The organism is Acidimicrobiia bacterium (assembly GCA_036271555.1).
GTDB lineage: Bacteria > Actinomycetota > Acidimicrobiia > IMCC26256 > PALSA-610 > DATBAK01.
Genome location: DATBAK010000059.1, coordinates 19,107 through 35,187, shown reverse-complemented (window position 1 = coordinate 35,187; position 16,081 = coordinate 19,107). Strand labels below are relative to the sequence as shown.

Genomic DNA, 16,081 nt, shown 5'->3' with positions numbered 1-16,081 from the left:
GTGAGCGACTACGTCATCCCCGAGCCGGAACCCAAGGAGATCGACGAGAAGCTCTCCTTGGAGCTCCGCCATCTCGCCGCGAACGCCGTGCTCATCGGGAAGCCGTCGGGTGCCGAGCAGTGCGAGAACTGCTTGTACTACCTCGAGCCGACCGCCGATCTGTCGTACTGCTGGCACCCGAAGCTGCGCATCCTCGTGGGCGCACAGTGGTGGTGCCAGTGGTGGGAGAAGATCCCCGAAGCGGGCTAGACCGAGCCGCCTTCGGGGCGCTCGTCCTGCAGTTCGAGGAGGAGCTGCGACTCCTCGAGCGACGCGTCAGGTCCGTAGCCGATCACGAGCGACCCCAGCGCGCCGCACTCCGGGCACCGGAGCGCGATCACCGCGAGCATGTCGTCGGGATCGGATGCGCCCTCGAGCCGGCGCAGTGACTCGATCGCCGCGCGCGTCCCCGCGAACTCCCGCCGGCACGTGAGGCACTGCAGGCGGGCGAGCTCGAGCACTCGGAACTGGCCGGTGTAGCCGGCGGCCTCCAGGGCCGCGACCGCCTCGGTCAGCGTTTGCGCGTCCTGCGCGACGGGCGTGGGGGTCGGCTCTTGGTCGGGAGTCACGGGTCCTCCAGTACCGCGGCGTGGGTCGTGGTGAAACCGTCACGGCCTGAGGCGCAGGTCAGCATCTGGCCACTACGCTCTGCGGCCATGTCCCGCGGTGCGCCGGTCACGGACGAAGCACCGCACGGCGGTGCGCCGAGCGCGCCATCACACGCCCTCGGCGCGCCCGACCGGCTCGAACGCCCCACTCCGGCTGCGAAGCGGCGCCGGACTTCGATGGTGCACGCGGGATCGGTCGCCGTGCTCGTCGTCGGCCTGCTCATCACGAGCACGCTGTCGCTCGGATCACAACATCTCCACGAGAGCAACGAGCGCCGGCTGCTGCATCAACGGGCGCTCGAGGCGGCCGCGGTCGTCGGCGCCGCGATCCCCGACATCCAGACGCCGCTCGCGACGGCGGCAGTCCTCGCCGCCGCGACCGCAGGATCACCCGGACCGTTCCGTCAGGTCCTCGCGCCGATGGTCGGCTCGGGCCGGTTCACGAGCGCCACGCTCTGGTCGGTGTCGCCCACGTCGTTGCGGCGGGTCGTCACGGTCGGGACCGCGCCCGAGCTCGCGAGCGAGTCGTCCGCCGCGATCGCGCGGGTGCTGCGCCCGCCCAAGAGCCAGGGAACGATCGTCATCAACGACCTGCTGAAGGCGCGCGATCGGCGGCTCGGCTACGGCTACGCCGCGCCCGGCGCGGGCACGCACTACGTCGTCTACGTCGAGGCGTCGCTGCCTGCGGGTCGGCGCGCGCGCGTCGACACGAACTCCGCGTTCTCCGATCTCGACTACGCGCTGTTCCTCGGTCGTCGTGCCGATCCCGACGAGCTGATCGCGACGAGCACGGGCGGCGCGCTGCTCGGCGGCCGGCGCTCGTCGCAGCTCGTGACGTTCGGTTCCGCGCAGATCCTCCTCGTCGTCCAGGCGCGCGGCGAGCTCGGTGGCGAGCTGCTCGCGCGGCTGCCGTGGGCGCTGGCGCTCGCCGGCCTCGTGCTCACCCTCGCGGGTGCGTTCCTCGTCGAGCGGCTCTCGCGCCGCCGCGACCACGCCGAATCTCTCGCGCGCGAGAACGACGAGCTCTATCGCGAGCAACGCAACGTGACGGTCGCACTTCAGCACGGGCTGTTACCCGATGTGCTTCCCGACGTTTCCGGCGTCGAGCTCGCGGCGCGCTACGTCGCGGGCGCGGAGGGCTTCGATGTCGGTGGCGACTGGTACGACGTCGTCGAGCTCGACGACGGTCGCGTCGTGTTCGTCGTCGGCGACGTATCCGGACACGGGCTGCGCGCCGCGACGACGATGGCCGAGCTCCGCTACGCGTTCCGCGCGTACGCGATGCAGGGCGACGCTCCGGAGACGATGCTCGCCAAGGTCGCACGGCTCATCAGCGTGGCGCGCGACGGGCACTTCGCGACGGCCGTCTGCGGCGTCGTCGACGTGGCCGGCCACCGCATGACGTTCGCGAACGCCGGCCATCCCGAGCCGTTGCTCGTCGCCGGCGGCGACGCCCGGTTCCTCCCCTCGCCGATCGGCGCGCCCCTCGGGGTCGAGACCGGAGCGCCCTATAGTGCCGTCTCCGTTGAGATCCCGATGGGTGCGACCGTGCTTGCGTACACCGATGGCCTCGTCGAGCGGCGAGGAGAACACCTCGACATCGGCCGCGAGCGGCTCCGCCAGGGATCGCTCGGCCTCGACGGTTCGCTGTCCGATCGGCTCTCGAGCATCCTCGCCACGTCGATCCCGACCGGATCAGCCGACGACACCGCGCTGCTGGGACTCCGATGGCTGAGCTAGAGGAGAGCGGATCGACGGCGAGCATCGAGTGCACGCAGAACAACTCGGACCCGCGGCTCATCAGCATCCGCGGCGAGGTCGACATGTCGAACGTCGTGACGGTCGAGACCGACCTCAGCGGCGCGCTCGCCGGTCACCCTGCACAGGTGGTGTTCGACCTGTCGGGGCTGAGCTTCATCGACAGCTCCGGCATCGCGGTGCTGCTGCGCGCCGCGGAGAAGACCGATTCGATCCGGCTTCGCAACCCGTCGAGCGTCGTGCAACGCATCCTCGAGGCGACCGGGCTCACCGACGTCCTGCCGATCGAGCCATGAGTGCCGAGCGCACGTTCCCGCACGCCGTCGAGTCGATCGGACGCGCGCGCCGCTACGCGCTGGAGGCGCTCGGCGAGGCGCCAACCGACATCCTCGACTCGATCGCGGTCATGGTCTCGGAGCTCGCGACGAATTCCGTGCGCCACGCGGCGAGCCCGTTCACCGTCGCCGTCGATCGCGATCATCAACGCGTTCGCGTCGCCGTGAGCGACGACGGCTCCCGTCTGCCGAGCCTGCGCACGCCCGAGCCGCGCGAGTACTCGGGTCGTGGTCTGCAGATCGTGCGCGCGCTCGCCGACGAGTGGGGCGTCACCGAGAACGTGGGTCGCCCGGGGAAGACCGTGTGGTTCGTCGTGACGATCGCACCGCGCGTGACGCGCGGCGGCGACGCGACGGCGACAACACGTCCTGCGAGCGCGTCGACGGGCCCCGGGCACGCGTCGAGTGGTGCCGCGCGGCCGCGATCGAACCCGCCACCGCGCGATGCGCCGCGCCGCGGTCCGGCCTGTCGCGCCGCTCGGCTGTTGAACGCACGCCGTTCCGGGTAAGGCGGGTGGCGTGACGCACACACCCGGTCCCGATCGGCGCGCCGCCGAAGGCGAAGAACCGGTCGAGGAGCTCGCCGACGAGGCGAAGACCGAGAATCCCGATCCGACGACGGCGCGCGAGACCTTCGAGCTCGAGCTCATGGAAGAGGGACGATCGGAGGAGGGTGAATCCGTCGAGTTGACGGACGAGCCCGACGATCCGTCGTCGTGATGGACGTCGACGTCGCCTGGATCGAGGTCACAGGCCCGCCCGAAACGCGGCTCGTCCGCATCGGCGGTGATCTCACCGTGCGCAGCCTTCCCGACATCCAGCCGACGCTGATGACATCGATCGAGAGCGCCGACACGGTGACGATCGACCTCACCGAGCTCGAGTTCTGCGATTCCGGCGGAATCGGGATGTTCATCGCAGCTCAGGGCAAGGCGGACGCGTACGAGACCGTGCTCGCGCTCACGAACCTGCAGCCGCCGGTTCGCCGCCTCTTCCGCGTCACCGACCTCGAAGCTCGCTTCGGCCTGTTCGATTAGTTCTGGTCGGGCGCGCACGCTTCGCCCTCCTCGACGCCTCAGCCACCGGTTCGGGCGGGCCGCAACGCGACCCGCCCGTTCGTGCGCGCACCACCTGATGCTCGTCAGGCTCACGCCCCTCGCGCGACGTTGGCGCGACGATCGGTGTCCTCGGAGCGGCCGGTAAAGTTCGCGGGTCGGACGTTGAGCGACCAGCGCAACCGGCAGCAATCGGACGAGGACGCGATGCCGATGCGCGAGCACTGGGCCGGTTCGAGGTCGTCACGATGACCGGCGTGGAGTCGGTGAACGAGTCGTTGCTCGCGGCGACTCCGATCTCCGATCGATCGGTCCTCGACGCGCTGCGGCGCGCCGTCGTCGTGACCCGCACCGATGGAGAGATCGTCACGTGGAACCGCGCGGCCGAGGATCTCTACGGTTGGACCGAAGCCGAGGTGGTCGGGCGTGACGTCTTCGAGCTGATGATCCCGGTGAGCGAGCTCGATCGAGCCGAGGACGTCCGGGCGCGCGCCGTTGCCGGCATGGATTTCGCCGGCGACTTCACGGTGACGCGGCGCGACGGCAACTCGCGTTTCGTGCACACGTTCGTTCGCGGGGTCGTCGCGCCTGACGGAACGGTCGAAGGCATCGTGGCCGTGTCGGAGGACGTCACCGAGCAGCGGCTGCTCGACCGACGGGCGCAGGATCTCACCGAGCGGCTCGCGCTCGCGCTCGACGCCGGCGGCTTCGGCACCTGGCGGTGGGACCTCGAGCGGGAGGTCGTCGAGTGGGACGCCCCCCTCGAACGGCTCTTCGGTCTGCTGCCGGGCACGTTCGACGGTACGTACGACTCGTACCTCGCGCTGCTGCATCCCGACGACCGCGCCGCGACCGCCACGACGGTCGAGGAGGCCGTGCGAACGCGACAGCCCTACGTCGTCGATCACCGCGTGGTGTGGCCCGACGGCAGCGTGCACTGGTTACAGGGGAAGGGCCGCGTCACGGTCGACGCCGCGGGCAACGTCACCGGCACGATCGGATGCACCGCCGACGTGACCGAGCCGATGCGGCGCGCGCTCGCGCACGAGCGCGATCACGACCTCGCGCTCGCGGCGGCGGAGATCGAACGTCTCGGCCGGGAACGGCTGCAGTTCCTCGCCGACATCAACGACGCGTTGAACCGCGCCGACACCGAGCTCGAGGTGCTGACGAACGTCACCCGCGCCGCGGTGCCGTGGCTGGGTGAGTGGTGCGCGATCGTCGTGCTGCCCGACGACGGCGAGGGCCGGCCGATGATCGAGGTCGCGCACGCCGATCCCGCGATGGAACCGTTTGCGCGCGAGATGCAAACAACGTTCCCCTTCGACATCGACGCGTCCACCGGTGTCGGCGCGGTGGTGCGGACCGGACGGACGGAGTTCCTGCCCGAGGTCGACGAGTCGACGCTGCACCACGCGCCGATCACGAACGAACAACGCGAGATCGCACGCCGCCTCGCGTTGCGGAGCGCGATCACCGTGCCGCTGATCAAGCGGGGACGCGTGCTCGGCGCGTTGCAGTTCGTGAACTCGACGTGGGGACGCGTGTACACCGAGGCCGACCGCGCGCTCGCGGAGGTTGCGGCCGGGCGCATCGCGTCGACGCTGATGAACCGACGGCTCGCCGAGCACCAGCGCCTCATCGCGACGACCCTGCAGCAGAGCCTGCTCCCCGAGTCCCTGCCTGAGATCGAAGGGCTCGAGCTCGCAGTCGGCTACTGGGCCGCGGGCACGGGCACCCAGGTCGGCGGCGACTTCTACGACGTCTTCGAGATCGACGACGGCTGGGCCGTCGTCATCGGCGACGTCTGCGGCACCGGGCCGCACGCAGCCTCGCTCACCGGGCTCGTCCGCCACACGATCCGCACGCTCGCGTGGCACGGGCTCGCGCACGAGGAAGTGCTGCAGTACGTCAACCGCGCGATCTTGCGCTCGGGCCGGTCGACCTTCTGCACCGCGCTCTACGCCACGCTGCGCCACGGCACCAAGGGCTTCACGTTCGAGATGGCCGCCGGCGGGCACCCGCTGCCGATCCGCTGCCGTGCCGACGGCCGCACTTCGACGATCGGGATGCCAGGCACGCTGCTCGGCGCCTACGCCGATCCGAAGGCGACCACGGTCACGAGCACGCTCGAGGCCGGCGACACGCTCGTGCTCTACACCGACGGCATCACCGACGTGCGACCGCCGCACGATCTGTCGACCGAGGCGTTGCGCACGATCGTCGCCCGCGTCGCGCGCGACGGCGCGTCGGCGGCGAACGTGGTCACGCGTCTGGGCGAGGCGGTCTCCGACATCCTCCCGATCGGCGAGCGCAACGACGACATCGCGATGCTCGTGCTTCGCGTTCCGTAACGCGCAACGGGACGGCGACCGCACCGCGGCCGCCGTCCCGCACACGTTGTTCTCGCGGTCAGGATTCCTTGCGGTCCTGCGCGACTTCCTGCTCGACCTCGTGGGCCTTGGCCTTGGCCTCGTGGCCCTTGGCCTCGGCACGCGCCTTGGTGGCCTCGGTCTCGGCACGACCCTTGTCGCGCTGGGCTGCACCCTCGCGCTGCAGGTCCGGGTCGTTCATGATGTCGCCGGCCTTCTCCTTGACCGCGCCCTTGGCCTGCTCGATCGGTCCGCTCATCTCGGTGTCCTTTCGTCGGTGCTCACGCGCGCTGCTTGGCGCGCTCCGCGGCCTTCTGCTTCTGCTCCAGCGCGTCGGCTTTGATCTCCTCGCGCTGTGCCTCGACTTCCTTGCGCATCGCGCGCAGCTCCTCGGCCGCACGCGACTGCTGCGCGTCGCCCTCTTCGACGAGGCGGTCGTTGTTCGTGATCGTGCCGACCGTCTCCTTCGCGAGGCCGAACGCCTTGTCGCCCAAGCCGCGGAGCTTGTTGACATCGACCTTTCCGAGTTGCATGCACATCCTTCCGTCGGGGGGATTTGGTTTCCTACCCACGTCGTCTACGCGATAACGGCATGCACAGACGCGTCACGGGAACGAGCGGGTGTCGGCGCCGAAGCGCGTGGGTAGGTCTCCGCGCGCTCTGCTCCAGCCCTGCGGACGAGAGGCAGCCCGCGTGAGCGATCCCGGCGATCACCGCGCCACCGTGCTCACCCAACCCGTGTGCCTGTCCGTCCCGGGGTCGCGCAGTCATGTGCGCGTCGCGCGACTGACGGCGGCGGTCGTGGCCGAGCGACTCGACTTCGACGTCGACGCGATCGACGACGTGCTCGTCGCGGTCGACGAGTTGACGACCGCGGTCATTCAAGCGCAGCCGACCTCGGAGATCCTGTTCCGGTTCTCGCCGCACGACGGTCAGTTCGTCGTCGATGCCGACGCGACCGTCGCCCGGCATCCGGTGCTGACGAGGCTCGCGTCACAGGTGCTCGCCGCGGTCGTCGACGACTACGAGCTCTGCGAGAACGCCGGGCACGCGCACTTCCGAGCGACCAAGCGAGCGCAGCCCGCGCTCTGATCGGCCGACCGGACTGATCGCCCGATCGAGCCTGCCGCCCGATCGGGCTCCTAGGCTCCGGCGCGATGCCGCTCGACGCGTCGCACACTCGCGAGAAGCTGGTCGACGAGGCCGCGCGCGCGTTCGCGAAGCACGGCGTCTACGGCGCGTCGCTCATCGACATCACGCGACGCGCGGGCCAGCGCAACCGAGGCGCGCTGCACTACCACTTCGGGTCGCGCGCGGGCGTGCTCGCAGCGGTGCTCGAACGCCACGCCGGGTTCCTCGCGCAACGCGAGGGCGAGCTGCTGAAGATCGCGCTGACCCGGCCCAAGCGCGACGTGAAGTCGGTCGTCGAGGCGATCGTCCGCCCGGCGGCGGAGCTGGCCGAGAGCGGCTGGCGCGGGCGCTGCTACCTCGTGATCCTCGCCGAGCTGATCGAGGAAGACCCCGAGAACCTCGATCCCGAGGTCTCGGCCGCGCTCGCGCGCACCGGCGGGTACGAGGTCTACGCGCTCCTCGCGTCGCGCATGGCCGACGTGTCACCGGCCGTGCAGGCCGAGCGGTTCGCGGTCGCGACCGCCTTCATCCTGCGCGCCGCGGCCGACCGCGCCCGCGCGCTCGGTCGACGAGGTCGGCGCGGGCGCCCGCAGCTCGACCAGGCGGAGTTCGTCGACAACCTCGTGGCGATGGTCGCAGCGGGCATGTCGGCGCGCATCGATTGACGTAAACAACCCTCCTTAGTACGTTGCTGGGCGCGTGAACGCCTTCGTCGCGAGCGAGTTGATCGACGAAGCGCGCGCGGCAGCCGGTCTCGACGACTTCGGCTCGAACCACTTCCGCGAGGGCCTCGACGTCTACTGCGACTCGGTGGGCCGCGAAGCCGACCTCAACGAGATCGGTATCGCCGCGGTACACGGCAACGTCGCCGGCAACCTCGCAAACCGCCTGCGAGTCGTCGACTACGCGAAGCGTCACCCCGACATCGTGCAGGAGCGCGTGGATGCGCCGCTCGTGGTGATCGGCATGTTCCGCGCCGGCACGACCTTCCTCAGCTACCTCCTCGAACAAGATCCGCAGAACCGCGCGCTGCTGCGCTGGGAGGCCGGCGACAGCGTGCCGCCGCCCACCCCCGCCGACTTCCGCGCCGGTCCGCGCGTCGAGGCGGCGCGCGCGGGCAACGACATGCTCGAGCAGATCAACCCCGCGCTGCGCGCCATCCATCACGAGGAGCCCGACGGCCCGACCGAGTGCATCACGCTCATGAGCCAGGACTTCAAGAGTCTCTCGTGGGAGGCCATCTCGAACGTCCCCACCTACGGTCGTTGGCTGCTCGGAGCCGACCACACGTCGGCCTACGAGTACCACCGGCTCGCGCTCCAGGTGCTCCAGCACGGCGGCGTGCGCGGCCGCTGGACGCTCAAGAGCCCGCACCACGCGATCGCGCTCGACGCGCTCACGGCGGTGTACCCGGACGCGCGCCTCGTGCTCGTCCATCGCGATCCGGTCGTGCTCTGCGCGTCGGTGTGCAGCCTGATCGCCACGCTCTCGGGCACGTTCAGCGACGCGGATCACCGCACCTACATCGCCGACCACTGGGTCGCGATGCTCGACGAGTCGATCGTGCGGATCGATCGCTTTCGCGCCGCGCACCCGGACCACCCGATCGTCGACGTGCAGTACGACGACCTCGTGCGCGCGCCGGTCGAGACGGTCGCGTCGATCTACGCAGCGTTCGACGGGCCCGTGCTCGACGACGCGGCACGTCGCGCGATGGAGGCGTACGTCGCCGCGCATCCGAAGGACGCACTCGGTGTCCATCGCTACGACCTCGCGGCCTACGGCCTCGACGCCGGCGCGATCTCGGAGCGGTTCGCGGGGTACGTCGCGCGCTACGGCGTACCGACCGCCTCGACGCGCTGAGCTACAACCGGGTCCGGCCCGCGGCCTCGTCGAGCGCGGCCTGCTGCTCGTACGACTGCCGCAACAGCCAGAACCGCAGGAAGCGCGCCAGCGAGTAGCGCAGGAACACGAAACCACCGCTGAGGCTGATCGCGAGGCCCGCGATCGCGAGCGGGATGTACGCGTTCGAGTTCAGGACGTCGACGTTCGTGCCCGGCGTCGCGGTGACGTTCGTCGCGGCGCGGTAGGCGCCGAACGCGACCGCGACACCGACGATCATCAGCACGACCCCGAGGATCTGGAGCCGCAGCTCCGCGTCGGATCGTCCCGTCTTCAGTCGCATCGCGGCGACGTCGGCACGGAAGCGGTCGGCCCGGTCGGGCGCGTCGTTCACGGTCTCGGTCATGGTGACTCCCCCAGATACGCGCTCGACAACTCGGCCGCGACGTCGGCGGGTGCGCCGAACGTCGTGATCCGGCCCCGCACCACGACGCCGGCGGCATCGGCGATGCCCAGGATGGCACGGGCGAACTGCTCGACGACGACGATCGCGACACCCTCGCGCGCGACCCCGGCGACGATCTCGTAGAGCTGCTCGACGACGAGCGGCGCGAGGCCCATCGACAGCTCGTCGAGTAGGAGCAACGCGGGATCGACCGCCAACGCGCGCGCCATCGCGAGCATCTGCTGCTCGCCACCCGAGAGCGTCCCCGCGAGCTGCTTGCGACGGGCGCCGAGCGGCGCGAAACGCGAGTACGCGATCTCCTCGATGTGCCGCAGCGTGACCCCCGTGTGCGTCGCCATCCAGAGGTTCTCGCGCACCGAGAGGTTCGGGAAGATGCCGCGCCCCTCGGGCACGAGGCACACACCGCGGCGCGCGAGCTCGTCGGGGTCGGCACCGTTCACGCGACGGCCGGCGACGAACACGTCGCCCTGGGTCGCGGCGAGCTGTCCCGCGATCACGCGCAACGCGGTCGTCTTGCCGCCGCCGTTGGGTCCGAGCAGCGCGACCACCGCGCCGAACGGCACCGCGAGGTCGAAGCCGCGCAGGACGGTGATGCCGCCGTAACCGGCGCGCACCGCGCGCAGTTCCAGCGCGAGGTTCGGATCCCCGACGTCGGCAACGGCAACGGCGGGATCGAGGTGGGCGCGCCTCACGTCATCGTCCCGAGGTACGCGTCGCGGACACGGCCGTCGGCGCGGATCTCCGCGGGGGTACCGACCGCGAGCAGCTCACCGAAGTCGAGGACGTGGATGCGGTCGCACACGTGCATCACGAGCTCCATGTCGTGCTCGACGAGGAGCACCGCGAGGCCGTCGTCGTGCGCGAGCCGGCGCACGAGCCGCTCGAACCGCTTCGTCTCCTCGTCGGTCTGACCCGACGCCGGCTCGTCGAGCAGGAGCAGGCGGGGCCGGATCATCAGCGCGCGACCGAGCTCGACGACGCGCGCGGTACCTGTCGGCAGGGTCGCGACCTCGTCGTCGGCGCGGTCCGCGAGGCCGATGAGGTCGAGCACGCGCTCGGCCTCGCGCCCGGCGTCGATCCGGCGCGTGCGCCATCCGATGCCGGTCCACGTATTGCAAATCTCCCCCGCGACCCGCAGGTTGTCGCGCACACTGAGATCGGTGAAGAGCTCGAGCCGCTGAAACGTGCGCGCGATCCCGAGCCGGGCGCGGTGGTGTGGATCGAGCCGGCTCACGTCGCGTCCGTCGAAGCGGATGCAACCCGCACTCGGGCGCAGCAGGCCGGTGATGACGTTGAAGAGCGTCGTCTTGCCCGCGCCGTTCGGCCCGATGAGGCCGGTGACCTCGCCCGCGCGCGCGTCGAGCTCCACGTCGGAGAGCGCACGGTTGCCGCCGAAGGTCACCGTCACGTGCTCGACCGCGAGGAGTGATGCGCTCACGACTGCACCGTGAGGCCGAGCGCGGTGTCGAGCGCGCGAACGTCGGCGACCGTGAACGGGCGCTCGATGCCGACGAGCTCCAGCGGCACGTCGGCGCCGGCAGCACCGTCGCCGGCCGCGACCCGCAAGGTCGGATCGATCCACGGCGCGACGCGCGGCAGCAGCATGGCGAGCGCGATCGTCGCGAGCGCGAACGGCCAGTTGCCGATCACGTGCCGCCACGCGAGAAGCCACAACCCGATCTCGGCGACGACGCCGGCGAAGAACACCGGCCGCCGGCCGTGGATCAACGGCCGCCACGGACGGAACGCCTCGCCGAGGAAACCGCTCGGATCGCGACCGAGGGCGATGCCGATGAGCGCAGGCAGGAGCGCGGTGAGCTGCACGAGCCACGCGGTCCAGCCCTGGAACGCGGTGAAGTCCTGCCCGAGCTTCGTGAGGATGTTGCCGAGCGCGACGAACGCGGCCGCGTACAGGAGCCCCGCCGTCAACCCACCCGCGACGTAGCCGGTGCCCGCGACGACGAGCAGCATGAGGATCGTCATCGACTCGAAGAGGCTGAACCGGTCGCTCGTGACCGCGCCGACCTCCTGCGCGAAGAGGCAACCGCCGAGGCCCGCGATCGCCGCCGAGATCATGAACACCGACAGCTTGAGACGGAAGACGCTCATGCCGAGCGTCGCGCACGCGGCCGGGCTGTTCTTCATCGCGGTGAGCCGCCGCCCGTACGCGCTGCGCCGCAGCAGGATGAGCCCGACGCCGAGCACTGCGAACACGACCGCGAGCAGCAGCGCGAAGTTGCGCTGCGGCGCGAAGTCGATCCCGAACAGTCGGGGGCGTGGCACCTGGAGGTCGCCGTTCGGGAAGATCGGGCTCCAGCGCTCGTGCGCGAGCCAGTGGTTCGTCGCCGCGAACGCGAGCACCGCACCCGACGCGATCGCGGCGATCACCGCACCGCGTGCCCGGCGCGCGCGGAAGCCCCGGTACACCGCCGCAAGACCGATGCCGACGAGCAGCACGAGCGCCGCGGGATAGATGCGGCGCGACGCGGTGTACTCCTTGAACAGCATCTGCTCGACCGCGAGCGAGAACGCGGCGGTCGCGAGCGCGAGGTAGAGACCGCGTAGCCGCAGCGCGGGCATCGCGATCACCGCGCCGACGAGCGCGCACACCACCATCGCGATCACAAAGGCCATCGGCCCCGCGCGGCTCGTCGGGTCGTGACCGACGTGGTGGAAGAGCACGGTGCCGCCGATGCCCGCGAGCGCCATCGTCGCCAGGCTCACCTCGCCCGCGTAGCCGACCAACAACACGAGCGAGAGGATGACGATCGACGCGGCGAGCGCGTCGCTCAGCGTCAGCAACGCCGAGGGCGCCATGATCCGCGTCAGCAGGAAGACGCCGACGACGAACGCGACCGCGCTCACGAGCGCGTCGTTCGTCGACGGCATCGCGAAGCGCTCGCGTGTGCGGGTGACGACCGCGCCGCGCAGTCGGTCCTGCGGCAGCGCGAGGAGCACGACGAAGAGGATCAGCATCGGGACCGCGAGCCGGAGGTTGCTCCCCCAGTCGAACGACTTCGGGACGAGGCCCGTCGGCTTCTGGAACGCCATGCGGGTCGCGAACCCGAGCACCAGCGCGCCGACGAACGTGAGCGGCAGACTGCGCAAGCGGCCGAACATCGCGGCCGCGAACGCGTTGATCACGAGCAGCGTGAGCAGGGTGGAGCTCAGCGAACCGCCTTCGAACGGCGTGATGAGGATGCCCGCGAGGGCGGAGAGCGATACGCCGACCATCCAGCTGACGAGCGACACGCGGTCGGGTCGTGCACCGTTGAGCTCCACGAGCGACCGGTCGTCGACGACCGCGCGCATCGACACGCCGACGCGCGAACGCGAGAGCAGGATCCGCAGCGCGACCGCGAGCGCGATCGCGACGAACAGGATCGTGAGGTCGTGCCAGAGCAGCGTGACACCGAACACCGTCACCTGGTGATCGGGACCGAAGAACGGCTGGATCGAGTGCGGCTCGTCGGGCTTCCACACCCAGTTCGCGAGACCGATGAGTGCGAGCAGCACCGAGATCGGCACGACGAGCTTCACGATCTCCGACGTGTCCTGGAGCCCGCGGATCACGACCCGGTAGAGCAACGCGCCGACCAGCGGCGCGAACACGAGCAGCACGAACCCGAGCGCGAGTGGCGCGGGCCAGTGCCCTTTCGGGAAAAGCGGCCACTGGTGGTTGTCGTTGACCCGCAGGTCCCAGTAGACGTACGCGCAGAGCATGCCGAGCGCGCCGTGCGCGAAGTTGAAGACGCCCGACGTCGAGTACGTGACCACGAGGCCGCTCGCCGCGATCGCGAATACCGCCCCGGTGATGAGCCCGTTGATCAGCAGGTTCATGACGTCCTCGGCGTCGGCGCGTGCGTCGCGCGTCAGCTGGGCGTGAAGGTACCGAACTCGGTCGCGATGCGATCGGAGTTGAGCTTCGCCGCCTGCAGCGCCGCGGTCGTGATGCCCTTGATCACGTACTTCGGGTTGCAGTCGAAGAGCTCGCCGCTCGTCGGCGCGACCTTCTCCCACGTCGAGCCCTGGAGCTTCAGCAACATGCCGCAGTCGGGCGCGGTGTTCTTTCCGGGGTCGGTCGGGATGTGCAGCCCCCCGCCGGTCCACTGCTTCTGCTGCGCGGCCGAGTCGAGCACGCACTTCGCGGTGACGTTGGACCCGCACGACTTCACGCCGGTCGCCCAGAGCAGGAACGACGACGCCGACTGCTCACCGAGGAGACCGATCGTGCCGTGCGAGGCCGAGAGCAGGCTCATGTACTGCTGCACCGCGGGTGCCTGACTCGCGAGCGAGAACGGCACCCCGGTCATCCGCACGTACACGTTGTTCGCGGCACCGTCGTTCTGCCCGTTCCAGGTCGCGAAGCTCGCAACGTACTGGTTCGGGTCGGTGACCCACGCCTTGGGCTCGAAGCCGACCTGGCGCGCCGCGTTGAGGAAGTTCTCGAGGTTCGGGTCGGGCGAGCCCACCCAGTCGACCACCTCCGCGCCGCACGACTTGAGGTTGCTCGCGAGCGGCTTCCAGTCCGACTCCCCCGTCACCGCGTAGACCTGGTCGCAGTTCAGGAACTTCCATCCCGCGGCGGGGTAGCCCGCGACCTCGCGGTCGCGTGTCTCCTGGGTCGCGGGGAACTTCGCGTACACGACCGCGGCCTTCTTCACCGCGTCGGGAAAGAGCTTCGCGATCTGGAAGGCCGCGGAGTCGGGAACCTCGTCACCGGGGCCGGGAATCGGTTGCTGCATGCCCGAGCCGTGCGCGAACGCGGTGCCGACCGCGAAGCCCGGGATCGTCGACAGCTTGCAGCCGATGCGGATCTGTTCCTGCCCCGCGTCGAGCACGTAACCCTGGCCGACGAGCATGAACACCTTGTCGTTGCACGCCTGCGTCATCGCCTGCGTGACCTGGAGCGTCTTCGCGTCGTAGTACTTGCCGACGACCGTGCGGCCGTTGATGCCGCCCTGTTGGTTGCACCAGCCGATCATCGCCTTGACCGCGTCCGACATCTCCTTGTCGAGACCGGGCGCCGACGCGTAGCCCGCGTCGTCGCCGTAGCCGATCGTGATCGACGAGTCGGTCACTCCTTTCGCGGTCGCGCCCTTCGCGTCACCGTGCCCGCAGGGCGACGGCAACGTGCCGAACTTCGCGGCCGCCGGTGCAGTCGTGCCGCTCGGCGCGGTCGTGCTCCCGCTCGGTGCCGCGGTGCCGTGGCTCCCGCCACACGCGGCGGCGATCACCGCACCCACGATGAGCACCACGACGGTTCCCCACGCGCGCGGCGTGCGCTTCTGCGGCAACATGCAACCCCCCGGTCCACGGCGCTGCGCTTAATCTAAGCACATCTCTCTACATCAACTCCGGCAGGTGAGCCATGGCGAACGAGCCTCGCACGATGCGCGCCTGGCGCACCCACGAGTACGGCCGGCCCATCGACGTGCTGCGGCTCGACACCGTGCCCGTGCCCGAGCCCGATGCCGGCGAAGTGCTCGTGCGGGTGCAGGCGATCCCGTTCAACCTCAACGACCTCGAGCGCATCAACGGCGGCAACATGATGGTGCGCCCGGAGCTGCCGTACGCACCGGGCATGGAGGTGATGGGCATCGTCGACGCGTGCGGCGCCGGAACCGAGGCGTGGCAGGGGCAGCGCGTCGTCGCGATGCCGAAGGGCGCGCACGGCGGGTTCGCGGAGTACGCGGTGTGTCCGGCCGTGTCGACCTTCGAGATGCCCGACGCGATCCCGCTCCCCGAGGCGGCCGCGCTCTACTTCCCGTACCACCTTGCCTGGCTCGGCCTCTACGACCGCGCCGACCTGCAAGCGGGCGAGCGGGTGTTGATCCACGCGGCCGCCGGCGGCTCGGGGTCCGCGGCGATCCAGCTCGCGAAGCACCGGGGCGCATTCGTGTTCGCGACCGCGGGTACCGACGAGAAGGTCGAGTGGTGCCGCGAGCTCGGTGCCGACGTCGCGATCAACTACCGCGACACCGATTTCGGGGCCGTCGTGCTCGAGGCCACACGCAACCGCGGGGTCGACGTCGTGTTCGACAACGTCGGCGAAGCGGTGATGGAGCGCTCGCTCGCGTGCACCGCGTACAACGGCCGCTATCTCATGATGGGGTTCGCGTCCAACAAGGTGGTCGCCGACGAGCCGTTCGTCGTTCCCCGGCGGATCGCGCTCGCAAACGTCAAATTGTGTGGCGTGCTCCTCGCCTACGCGGAACCGGCAATGGCGGACATGGTCAAGACCGCGATGGGCTGGAACTTCGTCTCCGCCGACCTGGGCCGCGAGATCATGGGAAGTGTTGTGCAACTCGTGATGAAGGGGACGGTGCGCTCGATCGTCGGGCGGGTGATCGACTTCGAGGCGATTCCCGAAGCGATCGAGGCGATGGCCGACCGGCGCACGATGGGCCGCACCGTCGTCGTCCTCGACGGCTGAGTCGCTTCCATCTCAGGTTCGGGGCGTTGCCGCCCGATA

At 70.2% G+C, this 16,081-nt stretch carries 19 protein-coding genes; 11 read left to right on the top strand and 8 right to left on the bottom strand.

The genetic code is table 11. The features are described 5' to 3' along the window. A complete protein-coding gene (locus VH914_14500; GenBank protein ID HEX4492417.1) occupies window positions 1-249 on the top strand; it encodes a hypothetical protein in 249 nt (82 codons plus the stop codon). Here the strand turns inward: VH914_14500 and VH914_14495 are convergent. Beyond that, on the bottom strand, window positions 246-608 hold the full coding sequence (locus VH914_14495; protein HEX4492416.1) for a hypothetical protein: 363 nt from the start codon (window positions 606-608) through the stop codon (window positions 246-248). The genes VH914_14500 and VH914_14495 overlap by 4 nt on opposite strands. Window positions 609-695: 87 nt before the next feature. On the opposite strand from VH914_14495, the gene VH914_14490 reads away from it, so the two are divergent. The 6 genes from VH914_14490 (at window position 696) to VH914_14465 (ending at window position 6,149) form a co-directional block, all read left to right on the top strand. Further along, entirely contained in the window at window positions 696-2,387 is a 1,692-nt protein-coding gene (locus VH914_14490; GenBank protein HEX4492415.1) for a PP2C family protein-serine/threonine phosphatase, read from the top strand. Continuing rightward, a complete protein-coding gene (locus VH914_14485) occupies window positions 2,375-2,701 on the top strand; it encodes an STAS domain-containing protein (protein HEX4492414.1) in 327 nt (108 codons plus the stop codon). Before VH914_14490 ends, VH914_14485 begins: the two co-directional genes overlap by 13 nt. Then, window positions 2,698-3,249 carry an ATP-binding protein gene (locus VH914_14480; GenBank protein ID HEX4492413.1) on the top strand — a complete coding sequence of 184 codons (552 nt, stop codon included), beginning with the start codon at window positions 2,698-2,700 and terminating at the stop codon, window positions 3,247-3,249. The genes VH914_14485 and VH914_14480 overlap by 4 nt, the downstream gene beginning before the upstream one ends. Before the next feature lie 10 nt (window positions 3,250-3,259). After that, entirely contained in the window at window positions 3,260-3,460 is a 201-nt protein-coding gene (locus tag VH914_14475) for a hypothetical protein (protein HEX4492412.1), read from the top strand. Further along, complete coding sequence (locus VH914_14470) at window positions 3,460-3,777, top strand: STAS domain-containing protein (GenBank protein HEX4492411.1); 318 nt, start codon at window positions 3,460-3,462, stop codon at window positions 3,775-3,777. Before VH914_14475 ends, VH914_14470 begins: the two co-directional genes overlap by 1 nt. Before the next feature lie 266 nt (window positions 3,778-4,043). Continuing rightward, window positions 4,044-6,149 (top strand): SpoIIE family protein phosphatase, encoded by a 2,106-nt coding sequence (locus VH914_14465; GenBank protein ID HEX4492410.1) that lies wholly within the window; start codon window positions 4,044-4,046, stop codon window positions 6,147-6,149. A 58-nt stretch (window positions 6,150-6,207) separates the two neighbouring features. On the opposite strand, the gene VH914_14460 is transcribed toward VH914_14465, so the two are convergent. Next, window positions 6,208-6,426: a CsbD family protein gene (locus VH914_14460; GenBank protein HEX4492409.1), complete on the bottom strand. Its 219-nt coding sequence runs from the start codon at window positions 6,424-6,426 to the stop codon at window positions 6,208-6,210. A gap of 22 nt (window positions 6,427-6,448) precedes the next feature. Next, entirely contained in the window at window positions 6,449-6,700 is a 252-nt protein-coding gene (locus tag VH914_14455) for a CsbD family protein (GenBank protein ID HEX4492408.1), read from the bottom strand. A 160-nt stretch (window positions 6,701-6,860) separates the two neighbouring features. On the opposite strand from VH914_14455, the gene VH914_14450 reads away from it, so the two are divergent. From VH914_14450 to VH914_14440, 3 genes are all read left to right on the top strand, one after another. After that, window positions 6,861-7,259 carry a hypothetical protein gene (locus VH914_14450; GenBank protein HEX4492407.1) on the top strand — a complete coding sequence of 133 codons (399 nt, stop codon included), beginning with the start codon at window positions 6,861-6,863 and terminating at the stop codon, window positions 7,257-7,259. 65 nt (window positions 7,260-7,324) lie between these two features. Beyond that, window positions 7,325-7,963 (top strand): TetR family transcriptional regulator, encoded by a 639-nt coding sequence (locus VH914_14445; GenBank protein HEX4492406.1) that lies wholly within the window; start codon window positions 7,325-7,327, stop codon window positions 7,961-7,963. Window positions 7,964-7,997: 34 nt separating this feature from the next. Next, the gene (locus tag VH914_14440) at window positions 7,998-9,161 is read left to right on the top strand and encodes a sulfotransferase (GenBank protein HEX4492405.1); all 1,164 of its coding nucleotides are present in this window, start codon (window positions 7,998-8,000) and stop codon (window positions 9,159-9,161) included. 1 nt (window position 9,162) lies between these two features. Here VH914_14440 and VH914_14435 read toward each other — a convergent pair whose 3' ends face one another. Genes VH914_14435 through VH914_14415 form a run of 5 tightly spaced genes read right to left on the bottom strand, consistent with a single transcriptional unit; the run spans window position 9,163 to window position 14,906 of the window. Next, complete coding sequence (locus tag VH914_14435; protein ID HEX4492404.1) at window positions 9,163-9,546, bottom strand: hypothetical protein; 384 nt, start codon at window positions 9,544-9,546, stop codon at window positions 9,163-9,165. Then, entirely contained in the window at window positions 9,543-10,235 is a 693-nt protein-coding gene (locus VH914_14430) for an ABC transporter ATP-binding protein (protein HEX4492403.1), read from the bottom strand. Before VH914_14430 ends, VH914_14435 begins: the two co-directional genes overlap by 4 nt. Before the next feature lie 59 nt (window positions 10,236-10,294). After that, complete coding sequence (locus VH914_14425) at window positions 10,295-11,044, bottom strand: ABC transporter ATP-binding protein (protein ID HEX4492402.1); 750 nt, start codon at window positions 11,042-11,044, stop codon at window positions 10,295-10,297. Continuing rightward, window positions 11,041-13,446 (bottom strand): ABC transporter permease, encoded by a 2,406-nt coding sequence (locus VH914_14420; protein ID HEX4492401.1) that lies wholly within the window; start codon window positions 13,444-13,446, stop codon window positions 11,041-11,043. Before VH914_14420 ends, VH914_14425 begins: the two co-directional genes overlap by 4 nt. Before the next feature lie 32 nt (window positions 13,447-13,478). Next, window positions 13,479-14,906: an ABC transporter substrate-binding protein gene (locus VH914_14415; GenBank protein ID HEX4492400.1), complete on the bottom strand. Its 1,428-nt coding sequence runs from the start codon at window positions 14,904-14,906 to the stop codon at window positions 13,479-13,481. A gap of 71 nt (window positions 14,907-14,977) precedes the next feature. Between VH914_14415 and VH914_14410 the strand changes: the two genes are divergently transcribed. Further along, complete coding sequence (locus tag VH914_14410; protein ID HEX4492399.1) at window positions 14,978-16,042, top strand: zinc-binding dehydrogenase; 1,065 nt, start codon at window positions 14,978-14,980, stop codon at window positions 16,040-16,042. Window positions 16,043-16,081: the final 39 nt, after the last annotated feature.